The organism is Rudaea sp. (assembly GCF_047601565.1).
In the GTDB taxonomy this organism is placed as follows: domain Bacteria; phylum Pseudomonadota; class Gammaproteobacteria; order Xanthomonadales; family Rhodanobacteraceae; genus Rudaea.
This window is the reverse complement of record NZ_JASGIY010000001.1, coordinates 2,527,229-2,543,713: the sequence shown is the minus strand read 5'-3', so window position 1 is coordinate 2,543,713 and position 16,485 is coordinate 2,527,229. Positions and strand designations below refer to the sequence as shown.

At 64.5% G+C, this 16,485-nt stretch carries 13 protein-coding genes and 1 pseudogene; 6 read left to right on the top strand and 8 right to left on the bottom strand.

Features of this window, described 5'->3' with window-relative positions:
- Positions 1 to 13: 13 nt before the first annotated feature.
- From QM741_RS11100 to hemP, 3 genes are all read right to left on the bottom strand, one after another.
- Positions 14 to 1,054 carry a DUF6607 family protein gene (locus QM741_RS11100; protein ID WP_415207759.1) on the bottom strand — a complete coding sequence of 347 codons (1,041 nt, stop codon included), beginning with the start codon at positions 1,052 to 1,054 and terminating at the stop codon, positions 14 to 16.
- 90 nt (positions 1,055 to 1,144) lie between these two features.
- On the bottom strand, positions 1,145 to 1,807 hold the full coding sequence (locus QM741_RS11095; protein WP_415207758.1) for a hypothetical protein: 663 nt from the start codon (positions 1,805 to 1,807) through the stop codon (positions 1,145 to 1,147).
- Between the two features lie 307 nt (positions 1,808 to 2,114).
- Positions 2,115 to 2,318, bottom strand: coding sequence for a hemin uptake protein HemP (gene hemP / locus QM741_RS11090; RefSeq protein ID WP_415207757.1), 204 nt, complete (start codon positions 2,316 to 2,318; stop codon positions 2,115 to 2,117).
- Between the two features lie 202 nt (positions 2,319 to 2,520).
- Between hemP and QM741_RS11085 the strand changes: the two genes are divergently transcribed.
- Positions 2,521 to 3,558, top strand: a complete 1,038-nt coding sequence (locus QM741_RS11085; RefSeq protein ID WP_415207756.1) for a hypothetical protein — start codon at positions 2,521 to 2,523, stop codon at positions 3,556 to 3,558.
- Positions 3,559 to 3,645: 87 nt separating this feature from the next.
- Positions 3,646 to 4,203 carry a TMEM165/GDT1 family protein gene (locus QM741_RS11080; protein WP_415207755.1) on the top strand — a complete coding sequence of 186 codons (558 nt, stop codon included), beginning with the start codon at positions 3,646 to 3,648 and terminating at the stop codon, positions 4,201 to 4,203.
- 317 nt (positions 4,204 to 4,520) lie between these two features.
- Here the strand turns inward: QM741_RS11080 and QM741_RS11075 are convergent.
- Positions 4,521 to 5,507: pseudogene (locus QM741_RS11075) on the bottom strand (IS5 family transposase).
- 739 nt (positions 5,508 to 6,246) lie between these two features.
- On the opposite strand from QM741_RS11075, the gene QM741_RS11070 reads away from it, so the two are divergent.
- The 4 genes from QM741_RS11070 (at position 6,247) to QM741_RS11055 (ending at position 12,329) form a co-directional block, all read left to right on the top strand.
- On the top strand, positions 6,247 to 8,859 hold the full coding sequence (locus tag QM741_RS11070; protein ID WP_415207754.1) for a hypothetical protein: 2,613 nt from the start codon (positions 6,247 to 6,249) through the stop codon (positions 8,857 to 8,859).
- A 263-nt stretch (positions 8,860 to 9,122) separates the two neighbouring features.
- Positions 9,123 to 10,076: a segregation and condensation protein A gene (locus QM741_RS11065; protein ID WP_415207753.1), complete on the top strand. Its 954-nt coding sequence runs from the start codon at positions 9,123 to 9,125 to the stop codon at positions 10,074 to 10,076.
- 70 nt (positions 10,077 to 10,146) lie between these two features.
- Positions 10,147 to 10,911: an SMC-Scp complex subunit ScpB gene (gene scpB, locus QM741_RS11060; protein ID WP_415207752.1), complete on the top strand. Its 765-nt coding sequence runs from the start codon at positions 10,147 to 10,149 to the stop codon at positions 10,909 to 10,911.
- Positions 10,908 to 12,329: a pseudouridine synthase gene (locus QM741_RS11055; protein WP_415207751.1), complete on the top strand. Its 1,422-nt coding sequence runs from the start codon at positions 10,908 to 10,910 to the stop codon at positions 12,327 to 12,329. The genes scpB and QM741_RS11055 overlap by 4 nt, the downstream gene beginning before the upstream one ends.
- A gap of 99 nt (positions 12,330 to 12,428) precedes the next feature.
- On the opposite strand, the gene QM741_RS11050 is transcribed toward QM741_RS11055, so the two are convergent.
- The 4 genes from QM741_RS11050 to QM741_RS11035 all read right to left on the bottom strand — a co-directional run bounded on the left by QM741_RS11050 (position 12,429) and on the right by QM741_RS11035 (position 16,427).
- Positions 12,429 to 13,148, bottom strand: coding sequence for a CsgG/HfaB family protein (locus tag QM741_RS11050; protein WP_415207750.1), 720 nt, complete (start codon positions 13,146 to 13,148; stop codon positions 12,429 to 12,431).
- 97 nt (positions 13,149 to 13,245) lie between these two features.
- Positions 13,246 to 14,877 carry a glucose-6-phosphate isomerase gene (gene pgi / locus QM741_RS11045; protein WP_415207749.1) on the bottom strand — a complete coding sequence of 544 codons (1,632 nt, stop codon included), beginning with the start codon at positions 14,875 to 14,877 and terminating at the stop codon, positions 13,246 to 13,248.
- Positions 14,878 to 15,023: 146 nt separating this feature from the next.
- Positions 15,024 to 15,503, bottom strand: coding sequence for a DUF1249 domain-containing protein (locus QM741_RS11040; protein ID WP_415207748.1), 480 nt, complete (start codon positions 15,501 to 15,503; stop codon positions 15,024 to 15,026).
- Positions 15,504 to 15,611: 108 nt separating this feature from the next.
- Positions 15,612 to 16,427 carry a pyruvate, water dikinase regulatory protein gene (locus tag QM741_RS11035; RefSeq protein WP_415207747.1) on the bottom strand — a complete coding sequence of 272 codons (816 nt, stop codon included), beginning with the start codon at positions 16,425 to 16,427 and terminating at the stop codon, positions 15,612 to 15,614.
- Positions 16,428 to 16,485 lie beyond the last annotated feature (58 nt).

The window sequence follows — 16,485 nt, the reverse complement described above, 5'->3', positions numbered from 1 at the left end:
CCCGGTCAAGCAGCTACGGAGTCGCCCGCACGTAGCGCGCCAGAACGGCATCGATCGCCGCGCCGTCGACCTTGTCGCCGCTGCCGATGCGTTCGGCGAGCTCGAACAACTCGTCGATGCGCGCTTCTCCGTCGGGTTCGGGGGCCGTGACGAAACGCGGCGATTTGTCTTCCAGTCGCTGCCACGCGGCGCGCACGTCGCTCCAGTACTTCCGCGTCCGATTCCAGTAGTCGCGGCCGGCGCCGAAATCGTAATCGGCGATACGCGTGTAGCTGTTCGTGCCGGTTTCGCGCGCCAGCGCATACACCGTTCCGTTCGCATCGATCGCGAGCTTGGTGTTGTCCTGTTCGTGCACCCATCCCGCCGGCGTCAGCGTGTGCCGGTTGACGACTTCGAGCACTTGGTAGTCCTTGCGCTGGGTATATTCGCGCCGCGGCAGCGGCCGCCAGGTGCGGTCGGACTGCCAGGCATCGACGCCGTTCGCGTGGGTCCAGCGGCCGATGCCGGCGTAGCGCGGCGCGTCGTCGACTTCGTAGACGGTCTGCGACCACGCGCCCGTACGGGTGTCCGCGGCGACGGTCTCGGTTTCGAACTTGCCGGTGCCGCGGAAGCGCAGCAGCGTGGGCGGCTGGTACTGCCAGTCCTGGCGCCAGTGCTTCACCACGGCGTGCTTGTCGCCGAGCACGAGGATGTGTTGCAGCGAGATGTGCTCGCCGGTGTCGGCGATCACGAGCACGAGCTCGGTGCCGCCGCTGCGCTGCGCGGCGTGCGGCGCATAGCCCGGCGCGAGCGCGGCGGTTTCGTCGAAGGCGAAGTGCACGCGGTATTCGCCGGCCATCGCGAGGATGCTGCGGCGGTCGCATTCGTACGCCGACAATCCGGGCTGCGCGCACGGCGGCGTGTAGTTCGCCGGCGCGGGCGATGCCGCGGGCTCGGCCCGCTTCGTTTCGGCCGCGGTTTTCTTCGGAGCAGTGGTGCAGGCGCCCAGCATCAGCGCCGCTGCGATGCAGCAGGTCAGGGCGTAGTCCCGATATCCGTCATTCGTGCGTTTCATGCTCGTTCGATCCGTTGCCGAACCGTTCAAACGTATCGGCGCGGCGGGTTTCTTCGTTTCGTTTTTCGACAGGGGAAACTTCCGCGGGAATCAGGCGTGCGTGGCCTGTAGCGCCGCGCGTTCGTCGTCCGCGATCGCCGCGGCGAGCTGGCCGCCGAGTTCGGAGAGGACGAGCGGCGCGCGCAGTCCGAGCACGTGCAGGCACGGCAGGCGCAGCAGCGGGAAGCGCACCGCCCGCGCCTGCCACGAACTGCGCAGGCGCCGCAATGCGCAGCGCATGAACGCCGCGTGCGCGCGCCAGCGCGTGGGCGCCTGCGCGGCGGCGCGCGCGATGCCGCAGTCGTTCAGCATCGCATCCCAGGCGAGATAGTCGGCGTCGGGCAGCAGATACAGGCGCGCGACGCAGGCGAATTGCGTGTCGAGAAATTCAAGCCACTCGCGCGGGCCGTGTGCGGTGACCGCGCTGTGCGCTTCGACGCGGACGCTGCCGGAAAACGCCGCCAGCGCCGGGTGGTCGAGCAACAGTACGCCGCACGGCAGCAGGCGCGCGCGCGGAAAGACGCCATCGCCTTCGCCCGCGCGATACAGCCAGAGCACGGTGCCGAGGCGCGGCAACCAATCGGCGAGGCGGTACCAGTCCACCTGCACGGATGCGTCGTCCGTGCCATGCGTGCGCAATGGGCCATGGTAGCGCGCATCCGGGTCGGGCTCGGAAGAAGCGTACATGTGATCGTCGTGGAAGCCGTCGCTCATTGCCGTTCTCCTCTCTTCGGGTCGAGGTGCTGCAAACCGATCCAGACGCCCGCACTGGGCGACCGCTGCCCCGCCGCGGAACAGCGCCGTCGATGCATCGCCTTCTCCAGAGAACCATTCGTCGATTCGCGGTTTACTTCACGAACGAATCTTCGGCCGCGCATGTTCCGACACATTCCCCGCGGGCCACGGTGCGTGACGCGAGGTCTCTGGCCAACCGGCTGGCTACCGTGCAGACGATCGATGTCGCGCACGGGGCCGCGCGACGGAAACAAGAACCGCAGCGACCGCGAACGACCGCCCGGCGCTACTTGGTGAGAATCAGCTTGCCGTTGCGCGTCTGGCGCAGGCGGTATTCCTGGCCGAAATGCTCGATACGCACTTCCTGCGCGTCGCCGAACAGCGTGCGGCTGTCGAACTGGCGCGTCGGCGCGGTCGACGCGCGCGGCATGTTTGAGGCGCCGAGGAAAGAAACGTTCGTGGAAAGGGAAGGCAGGGTCGCAGTGTGCATGGCAGGACTCCGTTGACGGGCACCTGAATGATAATAATTCTCATTTCCATGTCAAGCGGTTTCTTGCCATGGGCCAAGCACGACCCTACCGCGCAGGAAACCGTCAACACGGCTTCGCAATTTTTTACAACACACGCTTCGACAATCCGTTCACGCTTGCGCAAGAATGCACCTCCTGCCTTTGCACGTTCGCGGAGCTCGCGTGTCACGCCCTATCCTTCCTGCCGTTCTTGGCGCCATCGTCATCGCGGTCGTCGCCGCCGCGGCCTTCTACGGCGGTCGCCGCAGCGCGCCGGCATCTGCAAGCGGCGCGCAGACCGAAATGGAAAAAAAAGTGGAAAATGCGGCAAATTCCACGAAAGGAAAAAGCAACGTCGCAGCCAAACCGGCGCTTGCGCGAACGCCCGGCCGGCGCATGCTCGACAGCGCCGTCTCGAACCCGAGCGCGCGCGCGCCGCTGCCCGCCGCAGGCACGCCGCTCAAATCCGTTCTCGCCGACCTGAAGGCGCGCGCCGACGCGGGCGACGCCGACGCCGCCTCGCGCCTGTTCAAGGACATGCAGACCTGCGCGCAGGTGCAGCGGCTGAACCAGATGCTGCCCACGATGGCCAGCCGCGCGCTCAACGACACCCCGCCCGGAGCGTCTGCGCAGCGCAGCGAACGCATGCTCGACTTCCTCCAGCGCGATCTCGATTTCACCAAGAACAATGCAGCCATGTGCGCGGACCTTTCCGCCGACGATATGGCCTCGCTCGTGCCGGCGACGCTGGAAGCCGCGCAACTCGGCGATCCCGAAGCGGCCAACTGCTACGTCGGCGCCAACCTCAACAACTGGCCCGGCCTGCTCGACAATCCGCAATGGGTGCAGGACTATCAAACCAACGCGCTCAATCTCGCCAACTCCGCCCTGCAGCAAGGCGACTGGTCGATGGCGATGCTGATGGCGCAGGCCTACGGCGGCAGCTCGCGCAACCTGCTCAACCAGCTCACCGGCAGCAACGCGCAGCAGGCCTACACCTATGCGAAACTGATGAGCCTCGGCCAGCCGAGCGGCACGCAGCCCTCCCAGCGCTCGACCAATGCGCTGAGCAATTTTTCCAGCCAGTTGACGGCGGATCAGATCCAGGCGGCCGATGCACAGGCGCAGCAGATGTACCAGCAGTATTTCAACAGCACGCCGCGCCAGACCGGACAGATCGCCAACGCGACGCAGGCCTGCCAGGGCGGCCCGGGGTTCTGACCCCGCTGCGGCGGCTTGCGCGACACCGCTCGCGTCGAGCCGCGCGGCGGAACCATCGCGCCATCCGTGCCAACTTCGGAGTCTTTCTTGCAAACCCTGCTCATCTCCACGCTGACCGTCGCCCTCGGCGAAATCGGCGACAAGACGCAACTGCTCGCGCTAATCCTCGCGGCGAAGTACCGCAAGCCGTGGCCGATCTGCCTCGGCATCCTGATCGCGACGCTGATCAACCATGCGCTCGCCGGCGCGTTCGGTTCGCTCGTGAGCCAATGGCTCATGCCGCAGACGCTGCGCTGGATCGTCGCGGCCAGCTTCATCCTGATCGCCCTGTGGACGCTCAAGCCCGACAAGGCCGACGAAAACGAGGCCGCGCACGGCAGCGCGCACGGCGTGCTCGCCGCGACGTTGGCGAGCTTCTTCCTCGCCGAGATGGGCGACAAGACGCAGATCGCGACCGCCGTACTTGCGGCGCAGTATCACCCGCTCTGGCAAGTGGTCGGCGGCACGACGCTCGGCATGCTGATCGCCGACGTGCCCGTGGTCTGGCTCGGCGCGCGCTTCGCGCATCGGCTGCCGCTGCGCGCGGCGCGCATCGGCGCGGCGCTGCTGTTCGCGGCGCTCGGGCTCTGGATTCTGCTGTCGTAGCGCGATTCGCCGCACGCAGCTCTTTTTATTCGTCATTCCCGCGAAAGCGGTAATCCAGTACCTTTGCTTCTCTTCCCGCGAACAGCAAGAGCCAAGTCCCCGGATGGCCACCTCAAAGTGTTCCACTAAGGATGGTCTGATTTTTACCCCTCTCCACCGCCATCATCGCGGCGCAGCGAGAGGTCAGGCGCGTCGCGGGCCGTGCAACGTCTTTCGGTGCCTCCCGATGCGTTTCCACACCTCCCGGCGTGCGCATTTTGCGGGTTTCCACGCGCTTTCGGCGCCGCGGGCCGCTGTGGCCCGCGCGCCAGGCGCAACTATCCTGTCTTCAGCAACGTCGTTCGGGCCATCCAAAGATTCGCCAGCGCGAACAGCGTCGTCACCTGTGCGCCGTTCTTCGCCAGTCCGCGGTAGCGCGCCTTGAGGTAACCGAACTGGCGCTTGACCACCCGGAACGGGTGTTCGACCTTTGCCCGGATCGATGCCTTGGCATGCTCCAGCTTGTCCACGATCTCGCGCAGCGCCGCATCGGTGATGGCCTTGACCTTGCTGCGCTTCTCGGCGATCCAGAACGTCCGGCCGCGCTTCGCTGCCCGCTTCTCCGCACCCGTGTAACCAGCGTCGCCAAACACGCGTTGCTCCTCGCCGTGCAGCAACTGGTCCACCATCGTCACGTCGCCGACGTTCGCTGCCGTGGTCACCACCGAATGCGTCAGGCCCGTCGACTCGTCCACGCCGATGTGGGCCTTCATGCCGAAGTACCACTGGTTGCCCTTCTTCGTCTGGTGCATCTCGGGATCGCGCGACTTGTCCTTGTTCTTCGTCGACGGCGCGGCGGCGATGATCGTGGCGTCGACGATCGTGCCTTTCGACAGGCCCAGGCCGTGCTTCCTGAGGTGCTCGCCCACCGCATCGAACAACTGTTTCGCCAAGCCGTGCTTCTCCAGCAGGTGGCGGAACTTGCACACCGTCGTTTCGTCCGGCGCCCCTTCGCTGCCCAGGTCGATCCCCACGAACCGGCGCATCGCCTGCGAGTCGTACAGCGCTTCTTCCACGCCCGGATCGCTCAGCGCATACCACTGCTGCAGGAAGTGGATGCGCAGCATCCGTTCCACGCCGATCGGCGGACGACCGCCGCCATCTTCGCGGGCCTTCGGCTAGTGCGGCTCGATGCACGCACACAGCTCCGCCCAAGGCACCACCCGATCCATCTCGGCCAGAAACACATTCCGTCGCGTGGCCTTGCGATGCCGCTCGAATCCGGCATCCTGTTGCGTCGAGAGTGTCAGCTGCTTCGGCGGCATCGCGTCGGGTCCGTCATCAGGTCCGGATTGGACAGCGGGGCAAAATCAGAGTTTCCCTAATTCGACAATCGACGTCAACGGAACACCTCAATACTATTTTTGGTGGCAGGTCTTTGACGGCACAGTGAGTGGAAGTTCTGGAAATGTAATTTCCAATCTCTCCATCAACTACGGCGATGAAGTGGGTGCAGTCACCTTTTGGGTTCCAAACTCCAGCTATACGCCAATCGGCACGGCGGTAATGGGTGTCTGCAATTTCACCACGGGTTGGTGCGTTCACTATAGCCAAAGTTCCGTGAAAGAACCCGGGAAGACGACCGAATGGATAGTCGAAGCTCCCTCGGACATAAACATGCTTCCGTATGCACTGGCGAAATACGGCACAGTAGGAATCAGAAATTCATGCTGGGCTGCTACGACCAACTTGGTTGTGCCACAGAATAATGGAACTCCTTATCCGGTAGGTACGAACGGCGCTACTGTGAATTGCCAATCCATCACGTCCGGCGGTTCCCCACTACAACTCATCTTGGAGCAAGATATTTGGAACGGCTGGCGAGTGCTGTCTACGCCGGGCTCGATAAGTGCGAATGGAATGGACTTCAACACGACTTACTATTTTGGCCCCTAACATCGGTATAATGTAATCCTACGATGAGTAACCCCATTATTCTGTCCAATCTGGAATAATGGGAGAAAGAGTTCTCGATCAGGGGTCTTCATCGGAGTCGATTCGTTCATGAAAAAGCCTATTCCCTTCTTTCCTAAATCTGCGCTTTCTTCTGATTGCGGCAACACAGGCCATTTTTTCAGTCTGGCCGGTGCCGTGATTTTGGCTTTTTCATCGCTCAGCGCTTTTGCGGTCATTCCCGCAGCGGAACGCACGGTGCTATCCAACCTGTATGCCTACACCGACGGATGGTATTGGTCGATTCCGCGCGATAGCTGGAACGGACCGCCGGGCTCCGAATGCACTTGGTACGGCATTACCTGCGACGCATCGCAGAGCCATGTCGTCGCGATCGACCTGACCGGCATTTCGCTTACCGGAACGCTTCCTCCGCTCGCTCCGCTGTCGCAATTGCAGTCGCTCAAACTGTCGAATCTTGCCGATGCCGGCTCCCCTCTCTTCAACAACCTTTGGGGCGCCATCCCGGAACTGAAAGGGTTGTCGCAACTCCGCGAAGTCCAACTGGGAAACCAGCATTTCAGCGGTGCCATTCCCGATCTCTCGGGCCTTTCCGAACTGAGCACCTTGAATTTGATCAACAATCAGTTGACCGGTTCCCTGCCTTCCTTGACAGGTCTGGGGCAGTTGCAAACCCTGCAGGCAAGGATCAACCAATTGGATGGCAGCTTGCCTTCGTTCGACGACCTCACCCAACTGACCGATTTGGACCTGGGTTCGAATTTCTTCAGCGGTGGCATTCCGTCGATTGGCAAGATGGCGAATTTGCAGACATTCCGTTTGGACGGAAATCGACTCGACGGCAGCGTCCCGTCGCTGTCCGGCTTGACTCGGCTCAACGAGTTTGAGGTAGAGGAAAATCTGTTGGATGGCGCGTTGCCTGATGAGATTTCGGATTTGCCGAATCTTCAAGGGCTTTACGCGAGCATCAATTTTCTCACCGGCACGGTGCCAGTCCTCGCCAACGTGCCAAGCCTGCAGCAATTCGACGTATCCGTGAACCAGCTCACCGACCAGCCACCCGCGCCACCCTCGAACGCGGGATTCCAGGAATACCTGTGCCCGAATCCATTGACACCGGCATCCGATCCGCCAACCTCGATCGACGTCGCCCTCAACCTGGTTTCGCCGGTGACGCCTTGGTCGACTCCCTGCACGCAAACCCCGGTCGAAAGCGTGGTTCGCGGCATCGCCTATGTCGGTCCGGCAACGGCCGACGGGAAAACGGTGACGATTGAGGCCGCGGTTTATGGCCGCAATCCTGCGGGCACGGTGACGGTCACTTATTCGGGAATCATCGAGTCGAACTATGCGCAGATCACGGTCTGCGACAATGTGCCGGTCATCGCCTCGTTCGCCACTTGCCGTTTTCAGGCAGATGGCGACAACTGGTCGGGCGCTCTGGGCCTAAGCTATTCCGGCGACGCGAACAATCAGCCGGCAACTTATCCAGCCCACAGTCGAGTCGCGGGATATCGGCTGAGCCTGTCGAGCAGTTCTGTTCCCGTGCAGGCAGACCAGGCCGTGGACCTCGTTGCTACACTGACTTCCACCCCGGAAACGTTCAGCGCCGGCAATCCTGCGGACACACTGAGTTTTTACGATGGCGAAACGCTGCTGTGCGCTCATGTCCCCATCGACATCCTTGCGCCGAAACAGACGCAGGGGGCGACCTTGCAAATCATTCCTACGGTCACCGCCCGCTGCACGACGAGTTTCGCCACGCCGGGCGATCATGTGCTGACCGTGAAAAACGACAACGCGCTGGAACTCGGCGCGCCCTCGCCGCCGCTGACGCAGACCGTGGTCGCCGCCGCGCCGTTCGACGGCGACCAGTTCGGCGTGAGCGGCACCTGGTACAACCCCTACACGTCCGGCCAGGGATTGGTGCTCACCACCTATGTCGACGGCGGCGGCGCCGGCGTGGGCGAGCTGTTCGGCGGCTGGTTCACCTTCGATGCGCTCGGCAATGCGCAATGGCGCACGCTGCAAGGCAAGCTGCCGTCGGCGCGCGGCGCATCCTATGACCTCACCATCTACAGCAACACCGGCGGCAACTTCAACGCGCCGCCGAAGGCCACCGCCGTCGTCGACGGCACGGCAACCTTGACCTTCCACGATTGCACTCATGCCACGCTGGACTACCAGCTCAATGACGGCCGCAGCGGTTCGTTGGCGGAAGCCCGCCTCAGCGTGCCGACGGTGTGCAGCACCAATGTTCCGGCCATATCGTTCTCGTCTCTGCCATTCGGCTACGACAAAGCTTTTCTTTCCGGGGCCTGGTACGACCCGCAAACCAGCGGCCAGGGCCTGGTGGTGGATGTCATTCCGCCGCAATCCCTGCTGTTCGCGGCGTGGTACGCCTATGCGCCGCAGGCGGAAGGCCAAAGCGGAGCGGCCAGCCAGCGCTGGTTCACCGTGCAGGCACCCTACTCGCAGGCGGATTCGTATCCCAACGTGACGCAGGCGCCGATCTACGCGGTGACCGGCGGACTGTTCGACAAGGCGACGCGTACCGCGGGCCTGCCGGTCGGCACCGCCGACATCACCTTCACCTCGAACAGCACGATGACGATCGCGTACACCTTCACCGCAGGGGAATTCGCGGGGCTTTGCGGAACGATCAGCGCGCAGAAGATCGCGGGTGGTGCAAGCAGTCCGTAGCCGCGCGCGCCCCTCCTCGCGGTCGCAAGACACGGGAAAACGGCGCCTGGCTCTGGACAGGCGCCGGCAATCCTCGTAATCTGTCGCCCAAAGCGCTGGTCGACCAGGCCCGCCGCGAGCCGCGGCGCAGACACGAGACCTTGGCGCCGTTCTCTTGGGAATCGTCTCCCGCGCACGCCCGATGCGAATCGGCAGTTGTGGACGGGACATCATACGCACATCCGCCATGCCGCAGTTCCACGCGATGCCGCAGCGGTGCGCGAATGTGTATTTCTGTACTTCTGCACTCTGGCGTATGCACAACGCTTTTGTTTTTCCGGGCCGCGCCGCGCGCGGCGACCACGCATGACCGAATCCGCCGCATGAACACGCACAACGCCGCCGCGAGCGACGAAGGCGCGGCCGCCGGCCCGTTTCACCCGATTCCGCAGCAGCAGGAAATGCCGCTGGCGATCGTGCGCGGCGAGCCGGTGCTGCAGATGCCGCAGGATCTGTACATCCCGCCCGACGCGCTCGAGGTCATCCTCGAGGCGTTCGAGGGGCCGCTCGACCTGCTGCTGTACCTGATCCGCCGGCAGAACCTCGACATTCTCGATATCCCGATCGCCGAGATCACGCGCCAGTACATCGACTATATCGAGCTGATGAAGGACCTGCGCCTGGAACTCGCTGCCGAGTACCTGGTCATGGCCGCGATCCTCGCCGAGATCAAGTCGCGCCTGCTGCTGCCGCGGCCGCCGGCCGAGGAAGGCGCCGAGGACGATCCGCGCGCCGACCTCGTGCGCCGCCTGCAGGAGTACGAGCGCTTCAAGAAGGCGGCCGAGGACGTCGAGGCGATGCCCCGCGCGGACCGCGATTTCGCCGTCGTGCACGCGCACGTGCCGGACAGGAGCGTGATCCGCGTGCCACCGCCCGTGGGCATGCGCGAACTGCTGCTCGCGCTCAAGGACGTGCTGACCCGCGCCGAACTGAAAGGCCATCACGAGATCCAGCGCGACACGCTTTCGGTGCGCAGCCGCATGAGCGACGTGCTCAGCGCGCTCGGCGACGGCAGCTTCCATGCGTTCGACACGCTGTTCAATCCGGAGGAAGGCCGCCCCGGCATCGTCGTCACCTTCCTCGCCCTGCTCGAGCTGGCCAAGGAACTGCTGATCGAGATCATGCAGGCCGAGCCGCTGGCGCCGATCTACCTGAAGTCGCTCGCTGCAGTGGATTGAACAACAAGAGTAAAGGCACTGGATTCCGGCTTTCGCCGGAATGACGAGCGGAAAGAAAAAATTCTTTTTTATGATCGAATTCGAACAACTCAAACGCATCCTCGAGGCCGCCCTGCTCGCTTCGTCCACGCCGCTTTCGCTGCCGCAACTGCTCGCGCTGTTCGAGGAGAACGAGCGGCCGGGCCACGACGACCTCGCGCGCGCGCTCGACGAACTGGCGCGCGACAGCGAAGGTCGCGGCATCGAACTGAAGGAAGTCGCCTCGGGCTTTCGCTATCAGGTTCGCACCGAAGTGAATCCGTGGGTCGCGCGCCTGTGGACCGAGCGGCAGACGCGCTATTCGCGCGCGCAGCTCGAAACGCTGGCCCTGATCGCCTATCGCCAACCGATCACGCGCGGCGAAATCGAGGGCATCCGCGGCGTGGCCGTGTCGAGCAACATCATCAAGACACTGGAGGAGCGCGAGTGGATCCGCACCGTCGGCCACCGCGACGTGCCCGGCAAGCCCGAGTTGTTCGGCACCACGCGCGCATTCCTCGACTATTTCAACCTGAAGTCGCTCGACGAACTGCCGCCGCTGGCCGAAATTCGCGATCTGCAGGATTTCGAACCGCAACTGGGTTTGGCGCCGATGGGACTTGGAATCGAGGACAACGCTCCGGCGAACCCCTCAGCCGATCCTGGCGCCGCCGATTCCGACGGGCACGACACGCACGCCGCAGCCGATGCCGAAACCCCAGTGCCGGTTGCCCAAGCGTCCGATTCCCGACCTCCCATTCCCGATTCCCGCGGCGACGGCGAAGCCGCCGCCGATCCTACGGAGCAAACCCCATGAACGCGCCCACGACGCGCAGCCTGCTCAGCCTCAAACGCCCCGCCGATGCGCCCGACGGCGCGCCGGTTTTCGAAGACCGCCTGCACAAGGTGCTCGCCAACGCCGGACTCGGCTCGCGGCGCACGCTCGAGCAACGCATCCAGAACGGCGAAATCCGCGTCAACGCCAAGGTCGCCGAGATCGGTTCGAGCGTGCGCGCCGGCGATCGCGTCGAAGTCGACAGCAAGGTCTTCGTCGTCGTCAACGACTCGGCCGAACGCGCGCAGGTGCTGATCTACAACAAGCCCGAAGGCGTGGTCGCCACGCGCGAGGACCCCGAAGGCCGGCCGACGATCTTCGAACAATTGCCGCATCTCAAGGGCGCGCGCTGGATCTCGGTGGGCCGCCTCGACATCAACACGACCGGCCTGCTGCTGCTCACGACCGACGGCGCGCTCGCGCATGCGCTGATGCACCCCTCGACCGAGATCGAGCGCGAATACGTCTGCCGCGTGCACGGCGAGGTACCCGACGAGGTGCTGGAAAAACTGCAGGCCGGCATCGAACTGGAGGACGGTCCGGCGCGTTTCGACGAACTGGCCGTGATCAGCCGCGGCGACAGTCATTCCTGGTTCCGCGTCATGCTCAAGGAAGGCCGCAACCGCGAAGTGCGGCGCATGTGGGAATCGCAAGGCCTCATGGTCAGCCGCCTGAAGCGCATCCGCTACGGCAATGTCGAACTGCCGCGCGGGCTGTTGCGCGGGCAGAGCGAAACGCTCGATGCGGAAACGGTCAAGGCGCTGCGCACGCTGGTCGGTGCGGGCGACCCCGAGCCGTCGCTGACCTTGCAGCCTGTGATCAACCAGCGCCGCGCTAAGCCGTCGAACGAATACCGGCCGACGCCGCAGTCGCAGCAGGCCTGGAGCGGCGCACATGCCGACGAGGCGCGCGAGCTGCGCGCGTTCGACCGCATCCGCGACGACGGGCCGTTCCGCCCCGGCGCCAAGCGCAACAACAACGGCAACAACAATAAGCGCAAGAAGAAGCGCAGCGGCGGCCAGAACGCGGGACAGGGCCAGCCCGGTGCACGCCAGAACGCGCCGCGCCGCGGCAAGAACCGCAGTGCGGGCCAGACCCAGATCGGCGTCTATCAGCCGTCCGCGCGCAGTTGGTTCGCGGGCGACGAACGTTCGCAGCGCGGCGAGGGCCAGAACCGCGGCGCGCGCGACGGCATCCACCAGAATCGCCATCCGTTCCAGAACGAGGCCGGCGCCGGCAACCGCAACAAGCCGCGGCGCGAACGCGCACGTCCGGGTTACGGCGACTTCGGTGGCCAAGGAGGACAGGGCCCGTTCCGCGAGGATGCGGCGCCACCGCGCGACGACATCGGCAACCGCCTGCACCCCGAAGGGCGCCGCGGCGGGCGTACGAGGCGATAGGCTTTCCGGCAGGGAAAAAGCGGCCATCGGGCCGCTTTTTCCCTCGTGCGACCCGGACGATCGCGAAACCGGCGACCGTCCTTGGCCCGACGCGCGCAATCAATCCAGTTTCAGGGCCTTCTTGTCGCCTTCGCGGCGGCGCTGCTCCTTGCCGCGATACTCGGCCTCGCAGCCGTCGCGCTTGACCATCACGCAATCGAGGTAATCGGTGATCTCGACCAGCGCGGCGCGGATCGCCTTGCCGGCCGGCGTGTTTTCCTCGTGCGCGAGGTTGCCGCCGAAGCCGCCGCGATACAGGCCGATGTTGACGCCGCCGCCCTTGCTGCGGCCTTCGACCGTGCGCGAATACGCAACGTCGCCGTTCGTCGTGTCGACCACGCGGATGTCGACGGCCAGGTAGGCTTCGGTCGACTTGCCGCCGAGGCCGATGCCGTGGAAGCTCAGGCCGCCGCCGGTGCTCGAGGTATTCTCCTCGTACGAGGTCACCGTGCCCATGACGAGATACTGCGCTCCGGTCACCTTGCCGATCTTCGCGCCGGTGCCCGGAGCGATGCGGCCGGAAGCGGCGAGATTCTGCTCCTCGAGCACGTTCTGCAGCTTGCTGCGCTCGACCACGCGGAAATCGCCGCTCGAGGACAGTTCGTTCGAGAGCATCCCCGACAGCTCCCAGCCCACACCGCCGCGCCACCAGCCGGCGCCGGATTCGTTCTTGAACTCGGCCACGCCGATCGCCGGGCGTCCGTCGTTCGCGGCGAACGCGCCGCCCGCACCCGTGAGCCCCGTGAGCGCCATCGCAACAGTCAGTACGAGCTTCTTCATTGCACCTTCCCCTCAGTGGTTGGTTGACGATGCCGCATTCTAGTGGCGGCCCGATGCGCTTGCCAGCGCGCGTTTCACGGGCATGCTGCGAAATGGCTCACGTTTTTGCGCCATTCCGGTTCGCGCGGTAGCGCCGGATCAGCGCGTTGGTCGACGAGTCGTGCGCGAGTGCGGCGTCGTCTACCGCGGCGATTTCCGCGGCGATGTTCTGCGCAAGCTGCTTGCCGAGTTCGACGCCCCACTGGTCGAACGAGTCGATTTCCCAGACCACGCCCTGCACGAAGGTGACATGCTCGTACAGCGCGATCAACGCGCCGAGGCTGTGCGGCGTGAGTGCCTGCGCGAGCAGCGTGTTGCTCGGTCGGTTGCCCTCGAACACGCGGTGCGGCACCAGCGCTTCCGCCGTGCCTTCGGCGCGCACCTGCGCGGCCGTCTTGCCGAACGCGAGCGCCTCGCTCTGCGCGAACAGGTTGGCCATCAACAGGTCGTGCTGGTCGTGCAGCGGGCTGAGCGGTTCGCAGAAACCGATGAAGTCGCACGGAATCAGGCGTGTCCCCTGGTGGATCAACTGGTAGAACGAATGCTGGCCGTTCGTGCCCGGCTCGCCCCACCACACGGCCGAGGTGTCGTAGTCCACGCGCACGCCGTCCAGCGTCACCGACTTGCCGTTGCTCTCCATCGTCAGCTGCTGCAGGTACGCGGGGAAACGCTTGAGATAGTTCGCGTACGGCAGCACGGCTTGCGTGGCCACGCCGAGGAAATTGGTGTTCCAGAGACCGATCAGCGCCATCAGCACGGGCATGTTCTGCGCGAACGGCGCGGTGCGGAAATGCTCGTCCATCGCATGGAAGCCGTCGAGCATCGCGCGGAAGTTGTCGGGGCCGATCGCGAGCATCGTCGACAGGCCGATCGCCGAATCCATCGAATAGCGGCCGCCGACCCAGTCCCAGAAGCCGAACATGTTCGCCGTGTCGATGCCGAATTCCGCGACTTTCCCGGCGTTGGTCGAAACGGCGACGAAATGCTTGCTGACCGCGCTTTCGTCCTTCAGCGATTCGAGCAGCCAGGCGCGCGCGGCGTGCGCGTTCGCCATCGTTTCCTGCGTCGTGAAGGTTTTCGAGGCGACGATGAACAGCGTTTCTTCGGGTTTGATGTCGCGCGTGGCCTCGAAGAAGTCCGCGCCGTCGACGTTGGAAACGAAGCGGCAATCCAGGTCGCGCTGCGTGTACGCGCGCAATGCTTCGTGCGCCATCACCAGGCCGAGGTCGGAACCGCCGATGCCGATGTTGACGATATGGCGGATGCGCTTGCCCGTATGTCCTTTCCATTCGCCCTCGCGCACGCGCGTCGCGAATGCGGCCATGCGCTCGAGTACCTCGTATACGCCCGGGACGACGTTGCCTCCATCGGTATCGATGATCTGGTCCTTCGCCGCGCGCAAGGCGACGTGCAGGACCGCCCGCTTCTCGGTGACGTTGATCTTGTCGCCGCGCCACATCGCCTCTCGGCGCGCGGCGACGCCGGCCTCGTCGGCGAGTTGCAGCAGCAGGCGCAGCGTCTCGTCGTCGACGCGTTGCTTGGAATAGTCGAGATACCAGCCGGCCGCTTCGAGCGTGTATTTTTCCCCGCGCCGCGGATCGGTGGAGAACAGATTGCGCAAATGCGCATCGCGCGCGCGCCAATGCGCGGCAAGCGCGCGCCAGATCGGACGTTCGGTAAGCTTGGACATGTCGGGTTCCAGGAACGGGCAGAAAACACTTCGTCATTCCCGCATGCTTTTGGCGGGAATCCAGCGACTCTGCTTTGTTGCCCTGAGCGAGTAAAGGCCAAGGCGCTGGATTCCCGCCAAAAGCATGCGGGAATGACGAGCAGAAGCTATTGTCGCGTGTCCACGCCGTCGGCGAAAGGCACGAGCGTGCCGCGCGAATGCCCCTGCTCGGCGAGATACTCGAGCCAGCGGTTCAGGAAACTCGCCATGCGCATGCGGTGCGCGAACAGGGTCTTGGTCGCGGGGAACGATCCGAGCGCATGCCAAAGGTGCTTGCCCGCGTGATAGTGCGAGACTTCGGCGACGTGCGCATCGCTGTACATGCGCAGCCACGCGGATGCGGGCGCCTCGTCGCCGGCTTCGCGCATGCGATAGGTCAGCTTGAGTTCGAGCGTATAGGCGTGGCGTTCGAGCACGTCGAGCCGCACGTCGAGCCCGTCGTCGACCGAGGAGACGTAGCTGCCCACCGCGAGCGTCTGCGGCGCGAACACGCGCGCGAGGCGATGGTAGTTCTCCGCATACAGGCCCATCAGGTAGGCGAACCTGCTCGGCAATACGGCGGACGGTTTTTCGAGGACGGCGGACATGCTCGCATCATAGGCGCCGCTCCCCCGCCCCGCCAGACTTGCGCGGCGCGATGGCAATCCGGTAACTTGAATATCCCGCGCGCCGCTTCGCGGCACTCGCGCGAGGCGTCAGAACATATGCTTCTCGATGCCGAGCCAGGCGAGGATCTTGCTCGCGATTTCCTCGATCGAGGTGTGCGTGGTGTTCTGCACCGGAATGTTCTCGCGCTTGAACAGCTTGTCGGCGAGTGCGAGTTCGTGGCGGCACTGTTCGATCTTCGCATACCTGCTGCCGGGCTTGCGCGCCTCGCGCACCTGAGACAGGCGCACGGGGTCGATGTCGAGGCCGAACAGGCGATGCTTGAACGCTTTCAGGCGCGGCGGAATCTCCAGCCGTTCGAGGTCGTCCGGCGTCAACGGATAGTTCGCCGCCTTCACTCCGTAGTGCAGCGCCATGTACAGACAGGTCGGCGTCTTACCGACGCGCGACACGCCGACGAGGATCAGGTCCGCATCGGCGTAGTTCACGTCGAGGCCGTCGTCGTGGGTGAGCGCGTAGTTGGTGGCGTTGATGCGCGCCTCATATTCGGCGAAGTTGGTCATGCCGTGCGCCTTGCCGACGCTGCGCGAGCGCTTCATGCCGAGTTCGTTTTCGAGCGGGGCGATGAATGGTGCGAAGATGTCGAGCATCAATGCGCCGGTCGTAGCGAGGATCTCGCCGATCGCCGGATCGACGACCGAATTCACGAGAATAGGTCGCTCGCCGCTCATGGTATACGTGTTGCGAATGCGTGCGGCCGCCGCATGCGCCTTCTCTTCGGTGTCGACGAACGGAATGCGGAATGTGTCGAATTCGACGCCGTCGAACTGCGTCAGCACAGAATGGCCGATCGTCTCGGCGGTGATACCGGTACCATCGGACACGTAGAAGACGCTTCTGGCCATCGCAAGGCTCGCAACCGCGGGAGCGCGCAGTGTACGCGATGCCGCGGAGCCCGCCGCA

Coding starts and splice junctions, on each gene's coding strand:
- QM741_RS11100 (WP_415207759.1), bottom strand. CDS start 1,054: ATGAAACGCACGAATGACGGATATCGGGACTACGCCCTGACCTGCTGC.
- QM741_RS11095 (WP_415207758.1), bottom strand. CDS start 1,807: ATGAGCGACGGCTTCCACGACGATCACATGTACGCTTCTTCCGAGCCC.
- hemP (WP_415207757.1), bottom strand. CDS start 2,318: ATGCACACTGCGACCCTGCCTTCCCTTTCCACGAACGTTTCTTTCCTC.
- QM741_RS11070 (WP_415207754.1), top strand. CDS start 6,247: ATGAAAAAGCCTATTCCCTTCTTTCCTAAATCTGCGCTTTCTTCTGAT.
- QM741_RS11065 (WP_415207753.1), top strand. CDS start 9,123: ATGTGTATTTCTGTACTTCTGCACTCTGGCGTATGCACAACGCTTTTG.
- scpB (WP_415207752.1), top strand. CDS start 10,147: ATGATCGAATTCGAACAACTCAAACGCATCCTCGAGGCCGCCCTGCTC.
- QM741_RS11055 (WP_415207751.1), top strand. CDS start 10,908: ATGAACGCGCCCACGACGCGCAGCCTGCTCAGCCTCAAACGCCCCGCC.
- QM741_RS11050 (WP_415207750.1), bottom strand. CDS start 13,148: ATGAAGAAGCTCGTACTGACTGTTGCGATGGCGCTCACGGGGCTCACG.
- pgi (WP_415207749.1), bottom strand. CDS start 14,877: ATGTCCAAGCTTACCGAACGTCCGATCTGGCGCGCGCTTGCCGCGCAT.
- QM741_RS11040 (WP_415207748.1), bottom strand. CDS start 15,503: ATGTCCGCCGTCCTCGAAAAACCGTCCGCCGTATTGCCGAGCAGGTTC.
- QM741_RS11035 (WP_415207747.1), bottom strand. CDS start 16,427: ATGGCCAGAAGCGTCTTCTACGTGTCCGATGGTACCGGTATCACCGCC.